This window comes from Mediterraneibacter butyricigenes (assembly GCF_003574295.1).
In the GTDB taxonomy this organism is placed as follows: domain Bacteria; phylum Bacillota; class Clostridia; order Lachnospirales; family Lachnospiraceae; genus Mediterraneibacter_A; species Mediterraneibacter_A butyricigenes.
Window position 1 is genome coordinate 179,897 of record NZ_BHGK01000001.1, and the last position, 26,691, is coordinate 206,587.

At 46.4% G+C, this 26,691-nt stretch carries 26 protein-coding genes; 1 reads left to right on the plus strand and 25 read right to left on the minus strand.

Translation table 11 applies throughout. The annotated features are described in order from the left end of the window. Positions 1-8: 8 nt before the first annotated feature. From KGMB01110_RS00890 to gpr, 24 genes are all read right to left on the minus strand, one after another. On the minus strand, positions 9-632 hold the full coding sequence (locus KGMB01110_RS00890; protein ID WP_117602103.1) for a SpoIIIAH-like family protein: 624 nt from the start codon (positions 630-632) through the stop codon (positions 9-11). 17 nt (positions 633-649) lie between these two features. Further along, the gene (locus KGMB01110_RS00895) at positions 650-1,264 is read right to left on the minus strand and encodes a stage III sporulation protein AG (protein ID WP_243112610.1); all 615 of its coding nucleotides are present in this window, start codon (positions 1,262-1,264) and stop codon (positions 650-652) included. After that, positions 1,221-1,715, minus strand: a complete 495-nt coding sequence (locus KGMB01110_RS00900) for a stage III sporulation protein AF (protein WP_170141670.1) — start codon at positions 1,713-1,715, stop codon at positions 1,221-1,223. Before KGMB01110_RS00900 ends, KGMB01110_RS00895 begins: the two co-directional genes overlap by 44 nt. A 75-nt stretch (positions 1,716-1,790) precedes the next feature. Further along, entirely contained in the window at positions 1,791-3,041 is a 1,251-nt protein-coding gene (locus tag KGMB01110_RS00905) for a stage III sporulation protein AE (RefSeq protein ID WP_119297308.1), read from the minus strand. After that, on the minus strand, positions 3,038-3,418 hold the full coding sequence (locus KGMB01110_RS00910) for a SpoIIIAC/SpoIIIAD family protein (RefSeq protein ID WP_117602562.1): 381 nt from the start codon (positions 3,416-3,418) through the stop codon (positions 3,038-3,040). Before KGMB01110_RS00910 ends, KGMB01110_RS00905 begins: the two co-directional genes overlap by 4 nt. 119 nt (positions 3,419-3,537) lie before the next feature. Continuing rightward, positions 3,538-3,732: a stage III sporulation protein AC gene (gene spoIIIAC, locus KGMB01110_RS00915; protein WP_117602100.1), complete on the minus strand. Its 195-nt coding sequence runs from the start codon at positions 3,730-3,732 to the stop codon at positions 3,538-3,540. A gap of 12 nt (positions 3,733-3,744) precedes the next feature. Then, the gene (locus KGMB01110_RS00920) at positions 3,745-4,263 is read right to left on the minus strand and encodes a stage III sporulation protein AB (RefSeq protein ID WP_117602099.1); all 519 of its coding nucleotides are present in this window, start codon (positions 4,261-4,263) and stop codon (positions 3,745-3,747) included. After that, positions 4,257-5,237: a stage III sporulation protein AA gene (gene spoIIIAA, locus KGMB01110_RS00925; protein ID WP_243112611.1), complete on the minus strand. Its 981-nt coding sequence runs from the start codon at positions 5,235-5,237 to the stop codon at positions 4,257-4,259. The genes KGMB01110_RS00920 and spoIIIAA overlap by 7 nt, the downstream gene beginning before the upstream one ends. A gap of 509 nt (positions 5,238-5,746) precedes the next feature. Next, positions 5,747-7,834, minus strand: coding sequence for a polyribonucleotide nucleotidyltransferase (locus KGMB01110_RS00930; RefSeq protein ID WP_117889756.1), 2,088 nt, complete (start codon positions 7,832-7,834; stop codon positions 5,747-5,749). A 513-nt stretch (positions 7,835-8,347) separates the two neighbouring features. Next, positions 8,348-8,614: a 30S ribosomal protein S15 gene (gene rpsO / locus KGMB01110_RS00940; protein WP_117602084.1), complete on the minus strand. Its 267-nt coding sequence runs from the start codon at positions 8,612-8,614 to the stop codon at positions 8,348-8,350. Between the two features lie 173 nt (positions 8,615-8,787). After that, a complete protein-coding gene (locus KGMB01110_RS00945; RefSeq protein ID WP_119297309.1) occupies positions 8,788-9,888 on the minus strand; it encodes a hypothetical protein in 1,101 nt (366 codons plus the stop codon). After that, positions 9,875-10,780, minus strand: coding sequence for a bifunctional riboflavin kinase/FAD synthetase (locus KGMB01110_RS00950; protein WP_119297310.1), 906 nt, complete (start codon positions 10,778-10,780; stop codon positions 9,875-9,877). The genes KGMB01110_RS00945 and KGMB01110_RS00950 overlap by 14 nt, the downstream gene beginning before the upstream one ends. 14 nt (positions 10,781-10,794) lie before the next feature. Further along, positions 10,795-11,718, minus strand: coding sequence for a tRNA pseudouridine(55) synthase TruB (gene truB / locus KGMB01110_RS00955; RefSeq protein ID WP_119297311.1), 924 nt, complete (start codon positions 11,716-11,718; stop codon positions 10,795-10,797). Beyond that, a complete protein-coding gene (locus KGMB01110_RS00960; protein WP_119297312.1) occupies positions 11,715-12,686 on the minus strand; it encodes a DHH family phosphoesterase in 972 nt (323 codons plus the stop codon). Before KGMB01110_RS00960 ends, truB begins: the two co-directional genes overlap by 4 nt. A gap of 3 nt (positions 12,687-12,689) precedes the next feature. Continuing rightward, positions 12,690-13,061: a 30S ribosome-binding factor RbfA gene (rbfA, locus tag KGMB01110_RS00965; RefSeq protein ID WP_119297313.1), complete on the minus strand. Its 372-nt coding sequence runs from the start codon at positions 13,059-13,061 to the stop codon at positions 12,690-12,692. Further along, positions 13,058-15,724, minus strand: a complete 2,667-nt coding sequence (gene infB / locus KGMB01110_RS00970; protein WP_119297314.1) for a translation initiation factor IF-2 — start codon at positions 15,722-15,724, stop codon at positions 13,058-13,060. The genes rbfA and infB overlap by 4 nt, the downstream gene beginning before the upstream one ends. A gap of 16 nt (positions 15,725-15,740) precedes the next feature. Then, the gene (locus KGMB01110_RS00975; protein WP_117602077.1) at positions 15,741-16,079 is read right to left on the minus strand and encodes a L7Ae/L30e/S12e/Gadd45 family ribosomal protein; all 339 of its coding nucleotides are present in this window, start codon (positions 16,077-16,079) and stop codon (positions 15,741-15,743) included. Further along, positions 16,066-16,344 (minus strand): RNase P modulator RnpM, encoded by a 279-nt coding sequence (rnpM, locus tag KGMB01110_RS00980; RefSeq protein WP_117602076.1) that lies wholly within the window; start codon positions 16,342-16,344, stop codon positions 16,066-16,068. Before rnpM ends, KGMB01110_RS00975 begins: the two co-directional genes overlap by 14 nt. Positions 16,345-16,379: 35 nt before the next feature. Beyond that, positions 16,380-17,564 carry a transcription termination factor NusA gene (gene nusA, locus KGMB01110_RS00985; protein WP_117602075.1) on the minus strand — a complete coding sequence of 395 codons (1,185 nt, stop codon included), beginning with the start codon at positions 17,562-17,564 and terminating at the stop codon, positions 16,380-16,382. A gap of 21 nt (positions 17,565-17,585) precedes the next feature. Beyond that, on the minus strand, positions 17,586-18,053 hold the full coding sequence (gene rimP, locus KGMB01110_RS00990) for a ribosome maturation factor RimP (protein ID WP_117602557.1): 468 nt from the start codon (positions 18,051-18,053) through the stop codon (positions 17,586-17,588). Positions 18,054-18,367: 314 nt separating this feature from the next. Continuing rightward, positions 18,368-20,605 (minus strand): DNA gyrase/topoisomerase IV subunit A, encoded by a 2,238-nt coding sequence (locus tag KGMB01110_RS00995; protein ID WP_119297315.1) that lies wholly within the window; start codon positions 20,603-20,605, stop codon positions 18,368-18,370. 18 nt (positions 20,606-20,623) lie between these two features. After that, on the minus strand, positions 20,624-22,546 hold the full coding sequence (locus tag KGMB01110_RS01000) for a DNA gyrase/topoisomerase IV subunit B (protein ID WP_119297316.1): 1,923 nt from the start codon (positions 22,544-22,546) through the stop codon (positions 20,624-20,626). An 86-nt stretch (positions 22,547-22,632) separates the two neighbouring features. After that, on the minus strand, positions 22,633-23,757 hold the full coding sequence (locus tag KGMB01110_RS01005) for a stage II sporulation protein P (RefSeq protein ID WP_119297317.1): 1,125 nt from the start codon (positions 23,755-23,757) through the stop codon (positions 22,633-22,635). Positions 23,758-23,785: 28 nt separating this feature from the next. Continuing rightward, complete coding sequence (gene gpr / locus KGMB01110_RS01010) at positions 23,786-24,787, minus strand: GPR endopeptidase (RefSeq protein ID WP_119297318.1); 1,002 nt, start codon at positions 24,785-24,787, stop codon at positions 23,786-23,788. Positions 24,788-25,034: 247 nt separating this feature from the next. Between gpr and rpsT the strand changes: the two genes are divergently transcribed. Further along, positions 25,035-25,298, plus strand: coding sequence for a 30S ribosomal protein S20 (gene rpsT, locus KGMB01110_RS01015; protein WP_147604184.1), 264 nt, complete (start codon positions 25,035-25,037; stop codon positions 25,296-25,298). Between the two features lie 335 nt (positions 25,299-25,633). On the opposite strand, the gene ilvC is transcribed toward rpsT, so the two are convergent. Beyond that, positions 25,634-26,653 carry a ketol-acid reductoisomerase gene (ilvC, locus tag KGMB01110_RS01020; protein WP_119297319.1) on the minus strand — a complete coding sequence of 340 codons (1,020 nt, stop codon included), beginning with the start codon at positions 26,651-26,653 and terminating at the stop codon, positions 25,634-25,636. Between the last annotated feature and the right edge of the window lie 38 nt (positions 26,654-26,691).

Genomic DNA, 26,691 nt, shown 5'->3' on the forward strand with positions numbered 1-26,691 from the left:
CTTGAATCTCATTCACCCGGCCGAATCTGCGTGATCACCACATTTTCCGGAGAAATCTCTGTTTTTCTCGTCACGATGTCTTCGATCTGAGCCAGTGCAGCGTCTGTCAGATCTGAAGCTTCCACCACTACATCCGCCTGATCCTCTGTCAGATTTACCACAGCCTGTGTAAATCCTTTGGAGGCCAGCAGGGTTTCAATCGCCATTTCCTGTTCTGCCATCTGTGTCAGCTTCACCATCTGACTGATAGCATCCTGTTTCTGTTCCTCACTCAAATCCGTATTATCTATGATTGCCTGAAGGGTTTCTTTATTTTCGGCTCTCACCTGTTCTCTTGACACCTTTGCCTGTGCAACCGTCGCTTTTGCTTCCCCGTTTGTCAGAACTGCCTCCCCCGGTGTTCCGTCCACATTATCTTCTGAATCCTGACTCTCTACATCTGAATTTTCTGCCTGAAGATCCTCCTGAGAAATATCCAGCAGTTCCTGATTGGCAAGATCTGCACTGGTTTCTTCCGCCTGATTCGATGATTTCGGGAACAGCTTCCCGGAATAATTCAAATATCCTGCGATTGCGACCATGACCGCCAGTGTTGTGATCACGATCTGATTCTTTTTCAGAATTTTTTTCATTGTCATGTCCTCCCTGATTATTTGGAATGTTCCCGTTTCACTATTTTTATCTTATGCGCTTCGATTCCAAATAATGCACGGACTGCTTCCGTCAGATTTTCCACGACCACAGGATCATCTCCGCCATCTGCCACGATCAGTACCCCTTCCGTTTCCGGCACCAGTTCTTTCTTTACATACGGATCCTGCGTTCCCTGACCCGACTGTGTATAAATGCTGCTTTTCTCACTGTTCTGACTCTGCGTTGTCCGACTGCCGCCTGCACTGTCTGTCTCTTCAACCGTATCAGAGGAATGATTCTGATCCTTCTCCACTACTTTTTCTCCGGTTGATTTCAACGTGATCATCACTGAGACTTCTCCCACCCCGTCAATTTTCCTCAATACTTCAACCAGTGTTTTCTCCATATTTTTCCGGTACGTTTCGATCTCTCCGTCCCCGGACATTCCCTGTGTTTGCGTCTCCTGCGTCTGTATGCTGTCAGCCTGTCCCTTCTCTTTTACCGGAATCGACAGCACCACCAGCAGAAGCCCCGCCAGAAAAAGAATCAGCAGACGTTGCCTTCCATTCCCAAGTTTGCGGAGTTTTTCACTCCAGACGGACAGGTTCCACGAAAATCTGTTTTTGTCCATTTTCTTGCCTCCGACCTCCTGTTCCGGCTCCTTCTGTCACTTCACCCGTTGTTTTCTCCTGCATTTCTGTTGCATCCGCTGCACTTTCCCCGCTTTCTGTTCCGGTCTTTGTACTTTGATCGTGTCCTGTCACTCCTTGAGTCTCTGTGTCATTTGAGCCGATTTTATTTTGAATTTCGTGATTTGCTTCCTTTCCTAATTCCACATTCTTTAGATGTAGAGTTTCCTCAAAATCAGCCACTTCCTGCTCTTTTTCGGAAAACATCTGCGAGAGATCTCCCGTTCCGGACAACTTCAGCACCGGGGAGATCACCAGCAGAATCAGCACCAGTCCCACAAAAAATCTGACGTACTTTCTGTAATTTCCCGACGGCAGCAGTTGAAGCGCCGCCGTAAATATCACCAGATAAAATGTAATCTGATACATCCAGTCATAAAGATATGTAAACATATTTCTTTTATACTCCTTACCGCCCATGAGAAGACCAGACGTCTGACTTTACCCGCCTGATTATTTTCAAACCGCTCAGGATGTCGTTGCGCTTAAAACTGCCAATGTCAACATGAACAAAAGCCCGGTACTGGTCATGATTTTTAAGAGAAGCTCATAGCCTTCACTGATACTGCTGACACATCCCACGATTCTCTGATGGGAAACCGGTTCCACAACCGCCGCCAGCAATTTATAAAGCAGGGTCAGTGCCGCCATCTTCACCACCGGAGAAATACAGAATACCCCACAGAAAATAAGGCCAGTCATGCCGATTCCGTTTTTTATCACGACAGCCGATGCCAGTGCCACATCCGTCATGCCTCCCAATACATTTCCGATCCCCGGAATCACTTCCACGCCCCTGCCCAGTATGGTTCGATTCAGGGAATCCATTGCCGGTGTCAACATCCCCTGTATAATATTGATCCCGGCAACCGCACCTACCAGAATCTTCAGGATCCAGCCGATCAGTTTTCTGCACAACTCGGTAAATTGTGTCAGATACTCTTCTTCTGTCAGGTAATTCATAATCTTCATCATCAGGAAAAGATGGACCATCGGCAGCAACAGATTCACAATCACCAGATTTACCACATAAATGATCAGAAGTACCAGATTATAAAAGGCCAGTGAAGACGCCGCTCCCGTGGAAAATGCAATCGCCATACAGTAAGAAGGTGCCAGTACCTTCATAAATTCCGTCAGATCCCCAAGCCTTTCTTCCGCCCCGTCCAGGGTGATCAGAAATCCCTGCAGACAAATGGTAATCATCAGCAGATATAAAATATAAAAACTGACTTCCGAAATCTGCCGGTTCTGAAAAGCTTCTGAAAAATTGGTGAAAATAGCAGAGATCAGAATCAGTACCAACAGTTCGACCCAAATTTTTCTGTGACTGGTCAGTTCATATCCCATCTGTTCTTTGATCAGTCCTAACACAAGTTCCCCGGTCGGTTTCAGATCTCCGTGCATCAATTCCCGCAGGATTTCTTCCATACTTCTCTTTTCCTGCGGAAAGAGTTCCTGCAAAGATCGATCCACTTCCCGAAAATCAAACCGATCCAGCAACAGTTCTTCCGCCTGGTCCGATGTCGTCTGGTCTGATACGTTCTCTTCTGATATATTCTGATCATTTGCCATTTGATCAGCCGCCCTGGTTCTGCCCGGAACCGCCAGAACAATGCCGACAGTTACCACGAACGTCAAAACTATACGTATCAGTCCGCAGGATGATGTTTTGTCCTGCAACACGCCTTTTCTATGCTCTGTGTTTCCCTTTCTCATGACAGAAATTTCCGAACCGTTTCAAGCAATGCCGACAAAACCGGAAGACTCAGCAATAGAATAGTCAGCTTTCCGAACAGTTCGATCTGAACCGCAAGTGTCTGGTATCCCGCATCCTTACAGATCCCGGATGCAAACTCTCCTACATAAGTGATCCCGATCATTTTCAGCAGAATTGACAGATACTCCGGATTGATCCCGGACAGTTCTTCCAGATTTCGGAACATTGTGACAAAGCTGCCAAGCCTTTCCACAATCCCGCCAAACAGCAAAAGGCTGACTCCCACGCTCACATAGATTCCGTATTCCGGTTTGCCGCTTTTTAACTGGACAGACAGTAAAGCACCGACCACTGCAAGCAATGCAATCTTTATCATTCTTTTCCCTCCCATCCCGGATTCTGATTTTTCTCTGAACACATTACATTCTGTTTTTCTTATTCCAATCCATCTCATGCACTCCTGCAAGTACATAAGCGAAAAAAAGTACCTGTATTTCAAAGCGCAAAAAGTCTCTGGATCGTCAGAAACAGTTCATAGATATATGGAAGGATCCATCCCAGCACCAGAATCAGGCCTGCAAAACTCACAAGAAATGCCTGTTCCTCACGCCCGCTGTGTTTCAGAACCTGGCTCAGTATGGATACCAGAATCCCCACCGCTGCGATTTTAAAGATCAACGTGACCGACATGTTTCCCTCCTCTTACAGGAACAACAGTACCAGAAAAAGTCCTCCGGTGATCCCTGTACAGTAATAAAGTCTCCGTTTCACCGAAAGTGCCTCCCTGCATGTTCCGATTTTCAGTTCCAGTTGTTTCAGATACCATTCCAACACTCCCACACCTGTTTTTAAGTCTGTCTGTCCCAGTCTTTCCCCAAGTTCCGTTAAATCCAGATATTCTCCTTCTTTCAGCGAGAGTCCGGACAAATAGGTTCTGAGTTCTCGCTCCCACAACCGCGCAAATTCTTTTTCCTTTCGCTCCTTAAGGCCCACGGAAAGTGCCAGGAACCACTCCCTGTACGGTGAATCCAGATGAGTCGCAACTTGTCCGAACAACAGTTCCAACGGGACATGCGTATACTCCAATTCTCCTTTCAGCAGATAAAAAATCCGGTACAGTTCCTTTAATTCCTCATACTTCTTTGCTTCCTTTCCTGCCGAAAATGCACCAAGTCCGACGCAGGAGATAAAGATCAGAACACAGCCTGTCAGTTTCAGCATCTGGAATAAAAATCCACACCCCGCTCATCAAAAATGGACTGTATCGAGCCGGTGGTCGGCTGATTTCCGAGGATTACATACCGTTCAAACCTTCTCTGACGAACCATCTGATCCAGAACCGGTCTTTTTCTGATTTCCTCCATAGACTCTCCATGGACACTTGCCAGCATTTTACATCCGCAGTGCATGGCATATTCAATGGCATGTACTTCCTCCGGTGTTCCGATCTCATCCACCGCGATCACCTGCGGAGACATGGAACGTATCAGCATGATCATTCCTTCCGCTTTCGGACAACAGTCCAGAATATCCGTCCGCATCCCAAGATGGTTCTGGGCAACCCCCATATAACATCCTCCCAGTTCCGAGCGTTCATCCACTACCCCGACCGTACAGCCTTTGATATATTGATTCCCGTCTGAGATCTGCCGGATCAAATCCCGGATCAATGTGGTCTTGCCGCACCCCGGAGGAGAAATGATCAGGGTATGGCATAACTGCCGGTTTGCCGTGATATAAGGCAGCACCTGGTCCGCACATCCCAGAACCTCGTGCGAAATCCGCAAATTAATAGATGAAATAAACTGCATGTTTTTAATATGATCGTTTTCTATGATGGCTTTTCCCGAAATACCCACGCGATGTCCTCCTTCAATCGTCAAAAATCCCTGTTTCATTTCATATTCATAAGCATAAAGCGAATAATGGCTGATATATTCCAGGGTCTCCCGTATCTCTTCTTTTGTGACCACATGTTCCCGCCCATTTCCGTCCACAGGAATTTTTTCTTCTCCGTCCTCCAGAAGGATCAGTGGTTGTCCGATCCTCATCCGAATCTCCTGCAGCCGATCAGTAAAAAGTTCTCCCGCCTGAAATATTTCCCGGATCGATGCCGCCAGCACCTGCATGACCTGTCGCTCCTTTCGTCTGCTGGTCTGTTGCCGGGTGCGCTCTCCTGTACTTTGCATCCTCATACTTGTCTACCTCCATACAACTACACTATATGAGAATGTTGCCCGAAACATTCCTGAAACTCTGAGAATCCTTGTTCCGACTTTTTTATACTTTCCCAAACTTTACGTGTTGTTTTGCGTAAACTACTAATGAAAAACGACTTCCTCCAAACTGCAAAAGTTACTTCTTATTTCTCCCACAAAAGGTTGCAACGGGAACCGCTTACGCTTGCCTTCGCCCCATAGAGATACTCTTCGAGCAGCGCTGATGCTTGCTCGAAGAAGGTACCGGGGCTTCGGATGTTCCCTTATGCATTCCTTTTGTGGAAGAATCCGGACCAGAACTGTTCGCATGTCATTTTGCTCTCACTGTAGGACTAGCACGAGTGGTTTCCGACACAACTTTTGCAAAAGAACGAAAGTCATCTTGTTGCTTCGCGTAAACGCAAAAAAGCACCCGGCCGCTCTTTTTGAACAACCGAATGCTTTCATATCTTTTATAAATTTCTGTATGAATTTTTCAGATTTTCTTATTCTGCAACATCTTTCATGCTGAAGCTGAATCTTCCCATCTTGTCTTTTCCGAGGCATACAACCTTTACATGCTGACCAAGTGTCAGAACATCTTCTACCTTGTCGATTCTCTCCTTGGAGATCTTGGAGATGTGAACCATTCCTTCTTTGCCCGGAGCGAACTCTACGAATGCACCGAAGTCTTTGATGCTGACAACATCACCTTCCAGAACCTGTCCAGCCTCAAAATCTGTTGCAATGATCATCACCAGTTTTGCTGCTTCTTCCATGCTGGCTTTGTCCACACCACAGATGGATACATTTCCTTCATCTGTAATATCGATCTTCACGCCGGTACGCTCGATAATAGTATTGATGGTCTTTCCTCTCTGACCAACCACATCACCGATCTTCTGCGGATCAATCTGGATCTGCATGATCTTCGGTGCATATTCTCCGACTTCTTTTCTCGGCTCTGCGATGGCTTTGGACATTACCTCATCCAGGATATAGGTTCTTGCTTTCTTTGTTGCTGCAATCGCCTCTTCGATAATCGGACGGGTCAGACCGTGGATCTTAATATCCATCTGAATTGCTGTAATACCTTTATGAGTACCTGCTACCTTAAAGTCCATATCTCCGAAGAAGTCTTCCAGTCCCTGAATATCAGTCAGTACCAGATAATCATCATCTGTCTCACCTGTCACCAGACCTGCTGAGATACCTGCAACGGCTGTCTTGATCGGAACTCCAGCTGCCATCAGTGACATAGAAGATGCACAGATACTTGCCTGAGAAGTTGAACCGTTGGACTCGAATGTCTCAGATACTGTACGGATCGCATATGGGAATTCGGATTCACTCGGAAGTACCGGAACCAATGCTCTCTCTGCCAGTGCTCCATGTCCGATCTCACGACGTCCCGGTCCTCTGGACGGACGGGTCTCTCCTACGGAGTAAGACGGGAAATTGTAGTGGTGCATATATCTCTTTGTGGTTGCAGACTCATCCAGACCATCCAGTTTCTGTGCTTCGGAAAGCGGAGCCAGTGTAGTCATGGTACAGATCTGAGTCTGTCCTCTTGTAAACATTGCGGATCCGTGTACTCTCGGGATCAGATCGATCTCTGCCGCAAGCGGACGAATCTCATCGATGGCACGTCCATCCGGACGCTTGTGATCTTTTAAGATCATCTTACGAACGGTCTTCTTCTGGTACTGATATACAGCCTCTCCCAGAACTGCCAGCCATTCTTCCTTCTCCGCAAATGCCTCAGCCAGACGGTCTGTGATCACGCGGATATTCTCTTCTCTTGTCTGTTTGTCATCGGTAAAGACAGCTTCTTCCATCTCTGCCGGCGGAACGATCTCTTTGATTGCTGCAAACAGTTCTTCCGGAACTGCACAGCTTTCGTAACTGTGTTTCGGTTTGCCACACTCTGCTACGATGGTATCGATAAATGCGATGACCTTCTGGTTCAGCTCGTGTGCTGCGAAGATTGCTTCGATCATCTGTGCTTCCGGAACTTCATTGGCTCCTGCCTCGATCATGATGACTTTTTCTTTGGTAGAAGCAACCGTCAGTGCCAGGTCAGAAACTGCTTTCTGATCTGCGGTCGGGTTGAATACAAATTCTCCGTCAACCAGACCTACCTGTGTGGTAGAGATCGGGCCGTCAAACGGAATATCGGAAATGCTGGTTGCAATGGCTGCACCAAGCATCGCTGTCAGTTCCGGAGAACAATCCTGTTCTACAGAAAGTACCAGGTTTTCCAGAGTTACGTCATTTCTGTAATCCTTCGGGAACAGAGGACGCATCGGGCGGTCGATTACACGGCAGGTCAGGACTGCATTCTCAGATGCCTTTCCTTCTCTCTTGTTGAATCCTCCCGGAATCTTTCCTACGGAATACATTCTTTCATTATATTCCACACTCAGAGGGAAGAAATCGATTCCTTCTCTCGGTTTCTCAGATGCGGTTGCTGTACAGAGAACGGTCGTATCCCCGTAATGCATCAGAACTGCACCGTTTGCCTGTTTTGCAACACGGCCTACATCAACTCTTAAAGTTCTTCCGGCCAGTTCCATTTCAAACTTTTTATACATGGTGGTCTCCTTTTCTTTTTCTTCTTTTGGACAGGAGATCCCGAAACTACTGAAAAACATACTGCTTCAGAGCTCTCAATATCCTTTTCAGTGGTCTCGGTTTACTCATTCTGCCCACAATCTGCTTTATTATAACACAAAGGAGCATCATTGTAAAACAATTAATGCTCCATCATATAGCGAATTTAAATTTATTTCAAATTATCGCAAGACGCAATCTTGTTCTTGTCATATTTCCGCAGTTCATTTTTATTGTCCGGAATCTGCTTTTCCGCAAAAGTTTGCCACGGAAACCGCTTACGCTTGCCTTCGCCCCCATAGAGATACTCTTCGAGCGGCGCTCGCGCTCAGGAAGTACCGGGGCTTCGGATGTTCCCTTATACAAATCTTTTGCGGAAGAATTGAGAAATGATTTGACGTGTTGATACTTTTCTTTTGCCAATGTTTATTTAAATAAAACATGAAAAAAGCTTCCTGACTGTTACTTCAGGAAGCTTTTTGTAAGCAATAAAATTATTTTCTCAGACCAAGTCTCTCGATCAGGGAACGATATCTTTCAATATCTTTCTCTTTCAGATATGCAAGAAGACCTCTTCTCTGTCCAACCATCTTCAGAAGACCTCTTCTGGAGTGATGATCCTTCGGGTTTGCTTTGAAGTGATCTGTCAGCTCATTGATTCTTGCTGTCAGGATAGCAATCTGTACTTCCGGAGAACCTGTATCTCCTTCGCTTCTTCCGTATTCCGCGATAATAGCCTGTTTCTTTTCCTTTGCGATCATGTTTCTTTTCCTCCTTGTAATTCTCTTTTTTAAACGCCTGATATTAAGTGACGGTGGAGTCCTCCAATCACCGAACATCGGCTGACCACGAGTGCTAGTATATCATAGATTCTCCCCTGAGTAAAGGATTTTTTCTCTGATATGAAGCCAGATATGATTTCCATGATATTTTCTCATTCTGTCGGGATCAGTGAATCCGTCAGATTCTGGTAATCTTCATTTTCCCCTGCCGTAAATCTCAATGCTTTTCTGCTGTAATGAACTTCTTTTGTCTGTGTCTCTCCATAAACCGGTGCAGCTGCATAGCTCTCCAGCACACTGATAAATCCCTCTTCCGCCTGATCCTGGGAACCGTACATTCCCTGATTCACATTCGCCTGGAAGGTGTCCATCGCCTGTTTCAGACTCAGATTCGGCTGATAGGTGACAGGTACCACATAACCGTCTCCGTCTGCTTTTCTCGGAATCCCAACTTCATACTGACTGGACGCAAACATGGTTTTTAATGCCTGTTCGAATCTTGCTTCCCGCTCCCCTGAAAATCCCGGATCCTCCGAAGAATCTGTGAAACTCTGTTCATATTCTGCCTGTGCCTCTTCCTGCGTCTCCCCGGTAAATTTACAGTAATCTGTCACCTGACCTTTCAGGCTTGCATCCAGCGATGCCTGAAGATAACGACCGGCTTCCAGCGTATCCGCAATCTCCTTGTATGGCTGCATATAGTCATACAAGATCTGGTTCATCAGGATTTCCCAGCCGGCATCCTCCATCTGAAACCCGTCACTGTTCTTTTTCACGGTCAGTGTCAGTGTTTTTTTCTCTTTTCTCACAGGGGTATCCAGCAGAGAACTATCCTTTTTCAAAAGCCCGGACACTTCTTTTGCCAGATCCGTAGTTTCCAGTTTTTTGGCCTGGTCTTCGTCTGTTTTCCCTGTGGTTTCTCCCACATCCACTGCCGAAACCTCCACGGACACTTTATAATCTGCATTATGTTTCTTCACATCCAGTATCTGAAATTCCACCTGTTTTAATGCAGCTTCCAGAAAATTTCTGTAATCTTTTTTCAGTGCTTCCGGAAATTCTTCGATATAGCTGTCCTTTACGGAGTCGATTCCTCTCTCCAGCAACAACTGGGCTGTCGCCTTGTCTCCGGACGTAATCATTTCAATCTGTGTATTCGCATACTCCTTCGGATCTTCCTTTTTGCAGGAACAAAGTACCGCCATCATAAGCAGACTCAGCAAAAAGATCTCCACCCATTTACTTTTTCTCATGGAAATACTCCCATCCATACTGAATATCCTTTTTTAACTGTGTTTTCAGTTCCTCAAGACCACTGAATTTCTGTTCTGCACGCTTAAACGCACAGAACTGGATCGTAATCGTTTTTCCGTAAGCATCCTGGTCATAATCATAGAGATACACCTCTGTCAAAAGCACCGGTGTTTCTTCCACCGTAGGTTTTACTCCTACATTTCCAATCGCAGGATACCACTTGTCATCCACTTTGACCTTGCAGGCATAAACTCCGTATTTCGGCAGGATCTTTCGATCCGGCGGTGCCACATTCATCGTAGGAAATCCGATCTTTCTTCCGATCTGATTTCCGGTTCTTACAACACCTTCCATCTGATAAGTATACCCGAGCAGATTATTTGCCAGCTCAACATTTCCCTCTCTTAAAGACTCTCTTACGAATGTACTGCTGATCTCCCGGTTCCCATACATTTCTTTTTCGATAATATCTACCTGAAAACCGAACTGCGGTCCGACTTCCGCAAGCATCCGGGCATCGCCTCTCTGGCAGTGTCCGAAACGGAAATCTGTTCCAACCACAATATATCTGGCATGAAGTTTTTTTACCAGGACATCCCGGATAAAATCCATCGCCTCCATCTCCCGGATTTCTTTTGTAAAGGAGCAGGCGATCAGAACGTCCGTCTGTCCCTCTAAGAGTTCTCTTCGTTCTTCGGCAGTCAGAAGAGAATCTTTATGCATGTCAAAAGAAAATACCACACTCTGAACCGAACCGTCTTTTGCATACTCTCTGATCCGGTTGATCAGTTTCTGATGACCTCTGTGCAATGCATCAAACTTGCCCAGAGTGACCGCACTTCCTTTTCCTTCTTCTACTTGAAACTCCTGTATGTCTGTTACGTACTGCATGTTTTTCCCCTGCTCTACTCCTGTGGTGAGTAAAAATTTTTTATCAGTTTTATCCTCTGTTTGTCCTGTTGGTATTCATAAATCCCAAGGAACTGCTGTTTATGGTCATATACTCTGATCCATTCCCGGTCATGAGCCGGCCGTTTTCCATCCTCATACTCCCGGATCCATTTCAACTCCAGCGGATTTCCGTTATAAGCCAGAACAGCTCCTTTTTCTTTCAGAACTGCTCCCGGATACTGTGAAAACATCTGATCCACCGGAATCAGAATCTCCTGCAATCTTCCCTGATCGGAAAGTTCCTGAATTTCCTGTAACGTCCTGGCATCTTCCAGCCGGAACCGTTCCACTCTGGTACGGATCAGTTCTTCCATACAACCGCCCACTCCCAGTTTCTCTCCGATATCCTGACAAAGAGTGCGGATGTAGGTTCCCTTGGAACATTCCACCCGGATTCTGGCTCTCGGAAGCTCCATGGAAAGGATCTCAATCTCTGAGATTGTAACCCTTCGTGGCTTTCTTTCTACCGTTTTTCCCTCTCTTGCCAGTTCATACAGCTTCTTTCCGTTTACTTTCAACGCACTGTACATCGGCGGGATCTGATCGTAACTTCCCCGGAACGAAAGGATAGCTTCTTCTACCTGTGATTCATCAAGATCCGCTGTTTCCTGTTCTTTCAGAACCGTTCCGCTGATATCCTGGGTATCGGTACTGATTCCCAGCAACAGGACTGCTTCATAGACCTTGTCCTTATCCGTCAGCATATCGCACAGTTTGGTTGCCTTCCCCAGGCAGACCGGAAGCACACCTGTGGCATCCGGATCCAAAGTTCCGGTATGTCCGATCTTTTTCTGATGGGTGATGCCTCTTAATTTTGCCACAACATCATGAGAGGTATAGCCCTTCTCCTTGCTGACATTCAACACACCGTTTTTCATGCTTTTTCTCCGTCTTCTTCCGTTATCTGTGGAGCGATCTTCCTCAGCAGATTATTGATCACATCATGAACGGAACCCTGCATGGTCACACCGGCCGCTCTTACATGTCCGCCACCACCGAAATACTGTGCCACTGAACTGACGTCCACCAGACCATTGGAGCGCAGGCTGACTTTGAATTCACCGCTGTCCAGTTCATGCAGGAAGATTGCCACTTCCACACCTGTTGTATTGCGAAGCTGACTGACAATTCCTTCCAAATCTGACGCCTTTGCTCCGTAAAAATTCATCACTTTTTTGGTGATGACACTGACAATACATTTTTTGTCCAGCAAAAACATACTTTCCAGCAAAGCCCGCCCCAGGATCTGCTGCTGGATATAGGTCTTGCTGTAATAGGTATGATCGATCAGTGCATTGGCATCCAGTCCGGTTCTGAGCAGATCTGCTGCGACCTCCATCGTCTCCGGTGACGTACAGGAATATAGAAATACACCGGTATCATGGGCAATTCCCACATAAAGTGCCTCTGCGATTTCCCGATCCAGCCCCTCAGAGCCGATCATCCGGCAGATCAGTTCCGAAGTGGAACTGGCATCCGGAACCACATAATTTTCCCGCGCATAGCCCAGATTGCTGATGTGATGATCCACACACAGCGTAGTCTTTGCGTTTCGAAACATTTCTTCTGCAAATCCGAGCCGGTCCGGACTTCCGCAATCCAGACTGATAAACAGATCATAGACCTGATCCACAGCCTGATTCTTTACCTGATCGGTTCCTTTCAGGACGAGAAACTGTGCCGGTACTTCCTCTAGATACACATCTGTTTTTATTTCCGGATATTCTCTGGTCAGATAAAGGTAAAGCCCCACACAGGATCCCACACAGTCCCCGTCCGGGCGCACATGTCCTGCGATCCCTACCGTCTTCTTTTCTTTCAGAATCTCCTGCAACAATTTCTTCATTCTTTATTCCGCCTCTTCTTTTAAATCCTTTGTCACATCGGCAATCTTCTTTGACATATTGACTCCGTATTCGATGGACTGATCCAACACAAAGCGGATCTCCGGAGTATTTCTCATATTCAGAGTTCTTGCCAGTTCTCTGCGGATATATCCTTCCGCACTTTTCAGGCCTTTCAGCGTATCCTGCTGGGCTTTTTCATCTCCCAGCACGCTGATATAGGCCTTACATGTCTTCAGATCCGGTGCCACTTCTGCCATCACAACCGAAGTCATCGTTGCCACTCTCGGATCCTTCAGTCCGGCACGGATAATGTTGCTCAGTTCGTGCTGAACCTCACTGTTAATCCTTGTATTTTTTATACTGTTTTTTCTCATCTTTCTACTTCCACCATCTTATAAGCTTCTACCTGGTCGCCCTCTTTGATGTCGTTATAATTCTCAAAGACGAAACCACACTCATAACCTGCTTTTACTTCTTTTACATCATCTTTGAAACGTTTCAGAGATGCAAGTGGCCCCTCAAATACCACGATTCCGTCACGAACCAGACGTACCTGACAACTTCGCTCGAAGACACCATCCTGCACATACGCACCGGCAATGGTACCCACTCCGGATGCCTTGAATGTCTGTCTGACTTCCGCATGACCCAGTACCTTTTCTTCGAAAACCGGATCCAACATACCCTTCATCGCTGCTTCCACATCTTCGATCGCATTGTAAATGACACGATACAGACGGATATCCACGCCCTCACGCTCTGCAATCTCTTTTGCAGTCGCATCCGGACGTACGTTAAATCCGATGATGATCGCATTGGATGCAGATGCCAGAATAACGTCGGATTCATTGATGGCACCAACACCACCATGAATGATCTTGATGACAACCTCATCGTTGGTCAGCTTCAGAAGACTCTGTTTCAGAGCTTCCACAGATCCCTGTACGTCAGCTTTGACTACGATACCCAGTTCTTTTAAGTTTCCTTCCTGAATCTGTGTAAACAGATCATCCAGAGACATCTTGGACTTGGTATCATCCAACAGCTTCACACGGTTCTGAGAAATAAAGGTATCTGAGAAGGATCTTGCCTCTTTTTCATTCTTACAGCCGACAAAGATTTCTCCTGCATTCGGCACATCATTCAGACCCAGAATCTCAACCGGCATAGACGGTCCTGCTTCTTTCACACGACGTCCCTTGTCATCCATCATCGCACGAACCTTACCATGTGCAGATCCGGCTGCGATGGAATCTCCGATACGAAGAGTACCCTTCTGTACCAGAACGGTTGCCACACTACCTTTTCCTTTGTCCAGCTCGGCCTCGATCACAAGACCTCTTGCACGCCGGTTCGGATTTGCCTTCAGTTCCAGCATTTCAGCCGTCAAAAGCAGCATTTCCATCAGTTCCGGAATTCCTTCTTTGGTATGAGCGGAAACCGGTACGAAAATAGTACTTCCACCCCAGTCTTCCGGGATCAGTTCATATTCTGCCAGTTCCTGTTTTACACGATCCACATTTGCACTTGGCTTATCGATCTTGTTGATCGCCACTACGATCTCGATTCCGGCTGCTTTCGCATGGTTGATAGCCTCTACAGTCTGTGGCATAACACCATCATCTGCTGCAACTACCAGAATCGCAATATCTGTGGAATTTGCACCACGCATACGCATGGAGGTAAATGCCTCATGTCCCGGAGTATCCAAAAATGTGATCTTTTCTCCGTTGACCGTTACCACACTTGCACCGATATGCTGGGTGATTCCACCGGCCTCACGGTCTGTTACGTTGGTATCACGGATTGCATCCAGAAGGGATGTTTTACCATGGTCAACGTGTCCCATTACGCAGACTACCGGCGGACGTTTTACCATCTTGCTTTCGTCCTCTTCGTCCTCTTTCAGAAGTTCCTCGATTACATCAACGACTTCTTCTTTCTCGCAAAGTACATCAAATTCCATTGCGATCTCTTCTGCGGTATCATAATCCACTTCCTGATTTACCGTTACCATCTTACCCTGCATAAACAGTTTTTTCACGATCACGGACGGAACGACTTTCATCTTGTCTGCCAGTTCCTGAATCGTCAGAGATTCCGGAATTACGATCTGTTTGATAGTCTCTTCTTTCTTTTTCTCCTGTTTCTGCGGTTTCTTAATCTCTGCCTGGTTCTTCTGATTCTTGCCTTTCCGGCTCTTTCCTACAAAATCATCATCCAGACGTTCCTGTTTCTTGTGATCTTTTTCTTTATCCTTTGTCTTGTTACGACTCGGCTTCTGTTCCGGTACAACCGGTGCAGGAATGGAAGATCTTTCATCTCTTCTGCGGTTGTCTCTGTTTCTGTTATCCCGGTTGTCGCGATTGTCTCTTCTGTTGTCTCTGCGGTCATCGGATCTGCCACCCTGATTGCCCTGGAACCGGTTATTTCTGTTGTCTCCGTTTGGACGACGGTCATTGTGACCACCACCTTGTCCGTTTCGGTTTCCATTGTTATTGTTATTAAATGGTCTGGAATTTCTCTGACCGGATGCCGATCGCTGTCCCTGCTGGTTCTGACCGCCCTGATTCTGGTTCTGATTGGCTGTCTGGCGCTGTCCCTGATTCTGACTGCCCTGATTTGCTGCCGGGCGCTGTCCCTGGTTCTGACTACCCTGATTTGCTGCCGGACGCTGTCCCTGATTCTGACCCTGATTTCCTGTCGGACGCTGTCCCTGCTGATTCTGACCCGGACGCTGTGCTCTCTGTCCGTTTGGTCTGCCGCCCTGTCTGGAGCCGTTCTTCAAATTCTGTGGCCGGAAGACCTGCACAATATTTTTCTTCTTCGGTGCTTCCTGCTTTTCTTCTGCTTTTGTCTCCTGATTTGCTGCCGGATGTTTCTTTCCGTAAGCACTGCGGATGGATGCAACCACATCATCCTCCAGTGTACTCATATGACTCTTCACATCGACTTCTTTCTTTTTCAAAACGTCCATCAGGACTTTATTTTCCATGCCAAGCTCTTTGGCCAGCTCATGTACTCTGATTTTTGTCATATTGCAACTACCTCCTTTATGCAATCGTGTTTCTGTCTGTTGAAGTTTCCATTTCCTGAATGTTTTTCAGAATTCCTTTTGCGAACCCCTCATCCAGTACCGCCAGTGATGCGCGGAACTGTTTTCCCATCGCATGTCCCAGGCTCTCTTTATCACTGTAAAAACAGATCGGGACTTTATGATACTCACACATATTCCGAAAATTTTTCTTTGTATTTTCTGATGCATCTCCTGCCACGATCACAAGATATGCGCGTCTTGCCTTTGCTTCCCGCTCCGTCATAAATTCTCCGCTCACAGTCTTTCCTGCTTTCGTGGCCAGACCGATCAGGGAGAGTGCCTTATCTTGTCTCAATCGTCTGCATCTCCTCTTTTAATTCATCATATACCTCAGACGGAATCGCCTGTTTGAAGGAACGCTCCAGCCCCTTGCTCTTTATCGCACGCTCCAGACATTCCCCGGACGGGCACAGATATGCACCCCGGCCGTTCTTCTTGCCGGATGCATCCAGTACAAATTCCTCCTCCGGTGTCTTCAGAACCCGGATCATTTCTTTTTTATTTTTCATTTCTCCGCATCCTACGCATTTACGCATGGGAACTTTTTTCTTTACGCTCAAGTGCCTTCACCTCATTTGATTCCTGACTGTTATTCTTATTCTTCTACTTCCTGAAACTCGACTGCATCCTGGGATACTTCTTCGTCTGTATAATTCTCAGCCGGATACTCTTCCTCATATCCATCCTCGTATCCTTCTTCCATCATCTGCATCTGTTCCATATAATCTTCCGGCAGTTCTCCGGATTCGATTGCCTGTGTCTCACTCTTGATATCGATCTTGTATCCGGTCAGACGGGCTGCAAGTCTTGCATTCTGTCCTTCTTTTCCGATTGCCAGAGATAACTGATAATCCGGAACGATCACGCTTGCCATCTTCTCATCCGGATCCGCCATAACAGAAATGACCTTGGCCGGACTCAGAGCATTTTCAATCAGAAGTGCCGGGTTGTCACTCCAGTTGATAATGTCGATCTTCTCGCCTCTTAACTCATCTACGATCGCATTGACACGTGCTCCGTTTAATCCTACACATGCTCCTACCGGATCTACATTCTCATCATTGGATGCCACAGCGATCTTGGTTCTGGATCCTGCTTCTCTTGCAATGCTCTTGATCTCAACGATTCCTTCTTTTACTTCCGTCACCTCAGCCTCAAAGAGACGCTTTACAAGCTCCGGATGGGTACGGGATACCAGGATCTTCGGTCCCTTCGGTGTGTTCTTCACTTCTACCACATAAAGCTTGATACGCTCGGTCGGTTTGAAATGCTCGGTCTTTACCTGTTCCTGCTCTGTCAGCATTGCATCGGCTCTTCCCAGATTGATGCTGATATTTTTGCCAACATAACGCTGTACAATACCTGTTACGATATCTTTCTCTTTTTCAAAATACTGATCGTAAACGACTTTCCGTTCTTCTTCGCGGATCTTCTGTAAGATCAGGTTCTTTGCGTTCTGTGTTGCGATTCGTCCGAAAGATTTGGACTCTACCGGGATCTGTGCGATGTCTCCCATCTCCAGCTTCGGATCGATCTCCTTTGCATCTTCCAGGCTGATCTCGATTGCCGGATCAAATACTTCTTCTACGACTTCCTTTTCCGCAATTACGGAATAATCACAGGTCTCACGGTTCATCGTAATCTTGATATTATCCGATGTTCCGAAATGATTCTTACATGCACTGATCAGTGAATTTTCGATTGCATCCAGCATCGTGTCCTTGCTGATGTTCTTTTCTTCTTCCAGGACTTTCAATGCTTCCATTAATTCTGTGTTCATTTTTACCCTTCCTCCTTATAATCAGAAATCAAACGCCAGTCGAATCAAAGCGATTTCTTTTTTCTCAAATGTCTGTTTTTCTCCGTCTTCATACGCGATCGTCACCGTATCTTTATCATATCCATCCAGGATTCCGATAAACTCTTTCTGGTGATCGATGGCACGATAGGTACGGACTTCCACTTCTTCCCCAAGACTTCTCTTAAAATCTTTCTCTTTTTTCAGAGGTCTTCCGAGTCCCGGAGAACTTACCTCAAATATATAGCTGTCTTCAATATAATCTTTCTCATCCAGAATATCGGAAAATTCCCGGCTGACAGCCTCGCAGTCGTCTACCGTGATTCCGCCTGGCTTATCAATATAAGCCCGCAAATACCACTGACCGCCTTCTTTTACATACTCAACGTCTACCAATTCAAACCCCAGACGTGTGATGATCGGTTCCAGTAATGTTTCTGTCTTTTGCTCGTATTCTTCTCTTCTCGCCAAAGCACTTCTTCCTTTCTCCATCTGTCCGGCTGCTACCGACTAAAAAAACTGCACTGGATCTTTTGTCCTATGCCTGGCAACTGAAAAAGTTCACGGAACCTTTTCGTTGTATGACTGGTAACACCAAAGAAGAGTGGACCAAATGTCCACTCTTCTGCCGGGTTCTTATGTAACTGTTGTAAGTATAGCACTCTTTTTCAGATCATGCAAGCCTTTTGGCCAATTTCATGCCTGTTTTCGCACAATTTCATTATATTTCACACAAACCCTCTCTGTATAACACACTATACAGCAACTTGCACGCTTTCGATTCCTTAACGGCTCTTTGTGCCAACGCCATCCCGTTTTGCCTGCTTCAGACGGTTCAAAGTCACTTCCCGTTCTCCCACTTTTACTTTCGTCTCTGTTCCTTCCGTAAACAGATACACTTCTTCCAGTTCATCTTTTTTCTGGAGACGGATTCCACGGACTCCCACGGCTCCTTTTTTCTTCTGCGGAATATCATCCGCTGCAAACCGAAGGAAATATCCTCCCTTTGTCCGAAGTACCGCCTGCTGTCCTTCTGTTACCAGCCAGACACCGATCAGCGCATCCTCGTCCTGAAGTTTCGTTGCCACAATGGTTCGTTTGGATACCAGGAACTCGCTTCCCTCTACTTTCTTGATCATTCCCTGTCTGGTAGCAAATAACAGTTTTGCATACCGAAGCTGTTCTCCGTCACAGATATAGACGATCTGTTCTTCGGTACTGTCATAATTGCTCACATTGTCAATCGGGGTTCCCTTGTCCCGGAATCTTCCGTAAGGCAGATCCAGTACTTTGACCTGATGCATCTTTCCGGTATCTGTAAACATACAGATCTTCCCGGTATTCAGACAATGTACAATGTATTTGTTTTCCTGATCGGCCGCCTCTTTGTTCCGTTCATACACAGACGGATCCACCGTTCTTGCATACCCGAACCGATCCATCAGGAAGACCACTTCCTGTTCTTCGATCTTCTTTTCTTCAAAGACGGCTTCCTCTGCATTTTCAACCTTTGTGCGACGTTTTCTTCCATAATTTTTCTTGATCTCATCCAGTTCGGACATGATCAACTCCGCCATGGAATCGTAGTTGTTCAGAAGATCTTCATATCTTGCGATATTTTTCAGCGTCTGTTCGTGTTCTCTCTCCAGAGCCTCGATTTCCAAACCGATCAGTCGGTACAGACGCATCTCCAGAATGGCAGTTGCCTGTCGCTCTGTAAAGCGCAGCATGGCTGCCATCTTTTTGGAGATCTTGGATTTGAACTGGATGTTCTCCGTCTCTCCCCGGATCAGGCAGGCCTTTGCATCTTTTACATTTTTACTTCCACGCAGGATCTCGATGATCAGATCGATCACGTTGCAGGCCTTAATCAGCCCTTCCTGCACTTCCTTCTTTTCCTGCTCTTTTGCAAGAAGTGTCCGGTACTTTCTGGTAGAAAGTTCAAACTGAAAATCCACATGATGTTCGATGATCTGTTTCAGACTTAATGTCTCCGGTCTGCCATTTGCCACTGCCAGCATATTGACACCGAAAGTATCTTCCAGTCTGGTCTTCTTATAGAGCATATTTTCCAGATTCTCAACGTCCGCACCCTTTTTCAGCTCCAGCACGATCCTGATTCCCTCTTTGGAGGACTGGTTGGAAATGTCCGTGATATCAGAAGTCAGCTTTGTCTCCACCAGATGATATACATCGTTTAGGAATTTGCCGATTCCGCTTCCGATCATGGTATAAGGGATCTCAGAAATCACCAGTTGTTTCTTTCCGCCTTTTAATTCCTCGACCTCTACTTTTCCGCGAAGTTTGATCTTGCCCTGCCCGTTTTCATAGATATGGGCCAGATCATCCTTGTTGACTACAATTCCTCCCGTTGGGAAATCCGGTCCTTTAATATACTTCATCAATCCTTTTGTAGTAATCTCGTTGTCCATCATATAGGCTTTGACCGCATCCACCACTTCTCCCAGATTATGGGTAGGGATGCTGGTTGCCATACCAACCGCAATTCCTTCTGCGCCATTTACCAGCAGATTCGGAATCCGAACCGGCAAAACCAGAGGTTCTTTTTCTGTCTCATCAAAGTTTGGCCCGAAATCCACCACATTTTTATCCAGATCTGCCAGATACACTTCCTGAGTCAGTTTCGCAAGCCGTGCTTCCGTATAACGCATGGCAGCGGCTCCGTCTCCTTCGATGGAGCCGAAATTTCCGTGGCCATCCACCAGCACCATACCTTTTTTAAAGTCCTGCGCCATCACCACCAGAGCTTCATAAATGGAACTGTCCCCGTGCGGATGATATTTACCCATGGTATCTCCCACGATACGGGCGCATTTTCGATAAGGTCTGTCATAACGGATTCCAAGCTCATGCATATCGTAAAGGGTTCTTCTCTGCACCGGCTTCAGCCCGTCCCTCACATCCGGCAGGGCACGGGCAATGATTACGCTCATCGCATAATCGATATATGATTTTTTCATTACATCCGAATATTCTGTTCGGATGATCTGTGATTCACTCATCGGTTTTCTCCTTTAACATCAGATATCCAGCTCTGCTTCTGTGGCATTCTTATATATGAAAGAACGTCTCGGCGGAACTTCGGTTCCCATCAGCATTTCCGTCACACTGGAGGCCATTCTCGCATCCTCGATCTCTACCAGCTTCAACATCCGGTGCTCCGGATCCAGCGTTGTCTCCCAGAGCTGCTGCGCGTCCATCTCACCCAGACCTTTGTAACGCTGCAGCGTAAACGGACCGGTATGTTTTTTTCGGTAATGTTCCAGAGCCTTATCATCATACAGATACTCTTCTTCCCCATTCTTCGGCATCGCTTTATAAAGCGGCGGCATGGCGATATAGACATGTCCTTCATAGATCAGTTCCGGCATAAACCGGTAGAACAATGTTAACAAAAGGGTGGAGATATGGGCTCCGTCCACATCCGCATCCGCCATAATAATAATCTTGTCATACCGCAGTTTTGTGATATCAAAATCGTTGCCGTATCCTTCGGAAAATCCACAGCCAAATGCATTGATCATGGTCTTGATCTCCGCATTTGCAAGGACTTTGTCAATGCTCGCCTTCTCCACATTCAGAATCTTTCCGCGAATCGGAAGGATTGCCTGATATTTTCGGTTTCTGGCTGTCTTCGCAGATCCGCCCGCAGAATCTCCCTCCACGATAAAAATCTCACATTTGGAAGCATCTCTGCTCTCACAGTTTGCCAGCTTTCCGTTACTGTCAAAGGAATATTTCTGTTTGGTCAGCAGATTGGTCTTTGCCTTCTCTTCCGTCTTTCGGATTTTTGCTGCCTTTTCCGCACAGGACAGGATCTTTTTCAGAGTTTCCAGGTTTCTGTCAAAATACAGAACCATCTCATCCCCCGTCACCTTTCCGGTGGCCTTGGATGCATCCGGGTTGTCCAGCTTCGTCTTGGTCTGTCCCTCAAATCTCGGATCCGGATGTTTGATGGAGACGATCGCCGTCATTCCGTTTCGGATATCCGCTCCGGTAAAATTGGCATCCTTCTCTTTCAGCACCCCGATCTCACGGGCATACTGGTTCATCACCGTCGTAAAGGTCGTCTTAAATCCGGTCAGATGGGTTCCGCCTTCCGCATTATAAATGTTATTACAGAAGCCCAGTACATTTTCATGGAATTCATTGACATACTGCAACGCGATCTCCACTTCAATCCCCTCTGCCGTTCCTTTAAAATAAATGGGATCGTGGATCGCTTCTTTCTTTTCATTTAATTCCCGGATAAATCCAAGGATTCCGTCCGGTTCATGATAGGTTACTTTTTCCTGGCTGTCCGGTCTTTTATCCTCGAACACGATCGTCAGAGACGGGTTTAAGTACGCCGTCTCATGCATCCTGCTTTTGATCTCTTCTGCGCGGAACTTCGTCTTCTCGAAGATCGTATCATCCGGCAGGAAGTTCACCTTCGTTCCGGTCTTTCTGGTCTTGCCAACCACTGGCAGCAGGCCGTTTTCCAGTTCGATCACCGGATGTCCCTGTTCGTACCGGTCATGATGGATTGCTCCTTCCCGGCTGATCCACACATCCATATGGGTGGACAGTGCGTTTACAACAGAAGAACCGACTCCGTGAAGACCTCCGCTGGTCTTATAAGCCGAATCGTCAAATTTACCGCCGGCATGCAGCGTCGTATATACAATTCGTGCTGCCGAAACTCCTTTTGCGTGCATTCCCACCGGAACACCACGTCCGTTATCTTCCACAGTCGCAGACCCGTCCGCCTCCAGTGTCACATGGATCTCCGTACAGAATCCGGCGAGATGCTCATCCACCGCATTATCTACGATCTCGTAAACCAGATGATTCAATCCCTTCGTAGACACACTTCCGATATACATTCCCGGACGCTTTCGTACCGCTTCCAGTCCTTCCAGGATCGAAATACTGTCTGCATCGTATGTATTTTTCTTTGCCATCTTATACTTTCCTTCCTGATTTTATGCAAATGCATACTCCTGTTTGCTATCTTAGCACAAAATCTTGGGTCAGTTCAACTAGATTTTCACTCTATCACTACACCATATAGAACATCCGCCAGGATTTCCATGGAATTTTTCATCTCTCCCACCGTATTCGTCTGCGCCCCGGCCTCGATCAGAAGAGATTTCGGAAGCATATGCAGACTGTACCGGTATCCCTTCAGATAAATATGTCTGGCATAACCCGGATACCTGGTCTCACAGGCCAGTTGCATCTGAAAGGAAAACGACAGATTCTCCTGAATATATGGGTTTGCCAGATACGCGATGTCCCCATTGGTCCGGGTTCTGCTCAGCCCGTTAAAAAACATGATCTTTGCCGTCGGCTTTCCGGCGATCTCCGTAACCAGATGGGTCGTATCCGCCACACCATCCCGATGCAGATCGATTGCGACCTGGATTGACGGATTTTCTTTCAAAATCTTCCGAACCTGCGGCTCCACCAGTTCGTATGCGTTACTACGATCCAGTTTTCCGTCCACCAGATCATAAACGCCGGTATGATGCAGCGTCTCGATTCCTTTTTGGTTCAGAAGCTCTGTCAGATACTCTCCGATCCCTACGATCGACGTGTTCGGATCCCCCGGCACAGAATCCGCAAAGGTCTCCTGGGAATGGGTGTGAAAGATCAGGATCTTTGGGCCTTGTACACTTCTGTCAATTTTCGAACTCCGACTCATCAGGTCTTGAATATTCAACTGCTCCGGACCGATCATCGTAATGCTGTCCACTGTATAAAACCGGTTCAGAAGATATTCAAAATCCTGCAATTTCTCCATGGAAAATCCCCCGTCTGTCGGAGCGTTTTCCCCGGAACTTTGCGTCGGATCTGCCTCCCGTTTTTCTTCTGCTTCCGCAAAAGTCTCATCCTCTGCCTGTTCTTTTAAAATCCTCGCAATCGTCTGCGGATCCTCTACTTCTCCGGCATAAGCCTGTTTTTCCGATGTAAATGCCAGATATGGCAGCAGACGGATTGCCTGCTCCAGCAACCAGTCCTCTCCGCTTTTTTCGTTTTCTTCTTTCAGATAAGAAAAGCCCGGAAGATAAAGTCTTTCCGCCAGACCTAATAATTTTTCCTGTAAAAACAAATTGCCCAGCCACAGAATGAAAAAAATACAGACGGGCACCATAAACCTTCCTTTTCTCATATCATACTTTATGTCCCAGCCTTCCCGGTTATGAACTTAAACCTTCATTTTTTTCATTCCTGTCACCTGCAAATAACAGGTTCAGTCCTTCTGAAATCGTAAATCCGATCTGCACCACCATTTCATCCACATCTTTCGGCGTCATATACATTCCGTTCAAATGAGGAGAAATCAGTTCTTTCACCAGTTCATATTTTTCTGTCCCGTTATAGGATCGCAGCACTTCTCCCACCCCTTTCAGACTGTCGGATGTTTCCAGCGCGCGGATCAGATTTTCCATGGTATCATTGACGATCGTGGCTGCATCCACCACCGTAGGAACCCCGATTGCGATCACCGGAACCCCCAGGCTTTCTCTGGTAAGTCCGTTTCTGTGGTTTCCCACACCGGAGCCAGGATGAATCCCCGTGTCTGCGATCTGGATCGTCCGATTTAATCTTTTACTGTTTCTCGCTGCCAATGCATCCACCGCGATCACCAGATCCGGATGAGTCTGCTCCACGATTCCTCTCACGATCTCCACCGTTTCCATACCGGTTTTTCCCATCACGCCCGGCGTGATCGCACTGACCAGATTCATCACATCCATTCCCATCGCATATTTCCCATATTCTTTGACTACATGCCGGTTTACACAGACCTGATCTGCCACGTTTGGCCCCAGAGCATCCGGTGTTACATCCCGGTTGCCAAGTCCTACGATCAGCACCGAGCAGTCTTCCTTTTCACGAAACCCCAGCTTTTCCATCAATTCCTTCACATGACCTGCCAGTCTGACAGATACCTCCCTGTGGTAGGATTCATCCGGCACTACCAGATTTGGCGCCTCCAGCGTAATATACGTCCCCACCGGTTTTCCCATGGTTCTGGCACCTTTTTCCGTCTGGATGATCACCCGGGTCATTTGGATTTCCCGCTCCGCATCATAGTCCTCTTCCAGAATCACACCTTTCACTTCCACATCATCTGACTCGAACTTTTCCTTTTCCTCCAATGCCAGATCGGTACGTACTTCATATCTGTCCAACATCTTTGCTCTCCTTCATCCTGTTATTTTTCTCTGAATTTGTTGCCTTACTTCTCGCCTTGCCCATCAGCATTTCGGCTGTCTTTCCTTTTATCGCCTAGTTTTTCCAATTATTTCAGAAATATGTATTGACAAGGTTGTACCCTTATCATAAAATAAATGAGTATGTTCCGTTAGAACGTCCGTGTCCGAGTCTAACGGTTCCAACATTATCAAGTAATTTATCAATCACATTTTGGAGGTGTACAGATTGGCTAATATTAAATCTGCAAAGAAAAGAATTCTCGTTACAGAGACAAAGACTGCCAGAAACAAAGCAATCAAATCTAAAGTTAAAACAATGGTAAAGAAGGTAGAAGCTGCTGTTGAAGCAAAAGACGTTGCTGCTGCTCAGGACGCACTGAAAGCTGCAATTTCCGAGATCAACAAAGCTGGAACAAAGGGTGTTTACCACAAGAAGACATGTTCCAGAAAAATCGCTCGTCTTTCCAAGGCTGTATCTGCAATCGCTTAATTTACAGAGCATTTTATATTGAATTTACAAGAAGAACATCCATACCGTCAGTGGATGTTCTTTTTTTATGCAACCTTTTGTGGCAGGGTAACAGTTTTCATCAACACATTTCTTCCGCAAAAGGGATGCATAAGGGAACATCCGAAGCCCCGGTACTTTCTGAGAGCGTGCGTGAGCATCGCTCGAAGGTTCTCTCTATGGGGCGAAGGCAAGCGTAAGCGGTTCCCGTTGCAACCTTTTGCGGGAGGATAGTGGTTTGCGTAAACAAAAGATCCACAGAACTCTTTCATGAATTCTGTGGATCTTTCTTCTTTTCTTTATTTACACAATTCGGATTAGTTGTTGATCAGCTTATCTTCGTTGCTCCAGCTGTACAGTTTTCTGATTTCTTCTCCAACCTTTTCAGCCTGATGCTCTGCAGCTTTCTTTCTCATAGCCTTGAAGTGTACCTGACGTCCTGCCGGTGACATATCAAGCAAGAACTCTTTTGCGAAAGTTCCATCCTGGATATCGGACAGGATCTTCTTCATAGCTTTCTTTGTATCTTCTGTAATGATCTTCGGTCCTGTAATGTAATCGCCATACTCAGCAGTATTGGAGATGGAGTATCTCATTCCTGCAAATCCTGACTGATAGATCAGGTCAACGATCAGTTTCATTTCGTGGATACACTCAAAATATGCATTTCTCGGATCATATCCAGCCTCACACAGAGTCTCAAATCCAGCCTGCATCAGAGCACATACACCACCACAAAGAACTGCCTGCTCACCGAAGAGGTCTGTCTCTGTCTCTACTCTGTAGGTTGTCTCAAGAAGTCCAGCTCTTGCTCCACCGATTGCAAGACCATAAGCCAGTGCACGATCCCATGCTTTTCCTGTTGCATCCTGCTCAACAGCAATCAGACACGGTGTTCCTTTTCCTGCTACATACTCACTTCTTACTGTATGTCCCGGTGCCTTTGGTGCGATCATGGTAACATCTACATTTGCCGGAGGTGTGATACATCCGAAGTGAATGTTAAATCCATGAGCAAACATCAGCATGTTTCCTTCTTCCAGGTTTGGCTCGATGTCTTTCTTGTACATATCTGCCTGAAGTTCATCGTTGATCAGGATCATAATGATATCAGCCTGTTTTGCTGCTTCTGCTGCTGTAAACACCTGGAATCCCTGCTCTTCAGCTCTCTTCCAGGATTTGCTTCCTTCATAAAGTCCGATGATAACATCGCATCCGGAATCTTTCAGGTTCAGAGCGTGTGCATGTCCCTGACTTCCGTATCCGATGATTGCGATCTTCTGTCCTTCCAATACAGAAAGATTACAGTCTTCCTGATAAAAAATTCTTGCTGCCATTTTTACATTCCTCCTAAATTGTGTAAATAATTATGTTA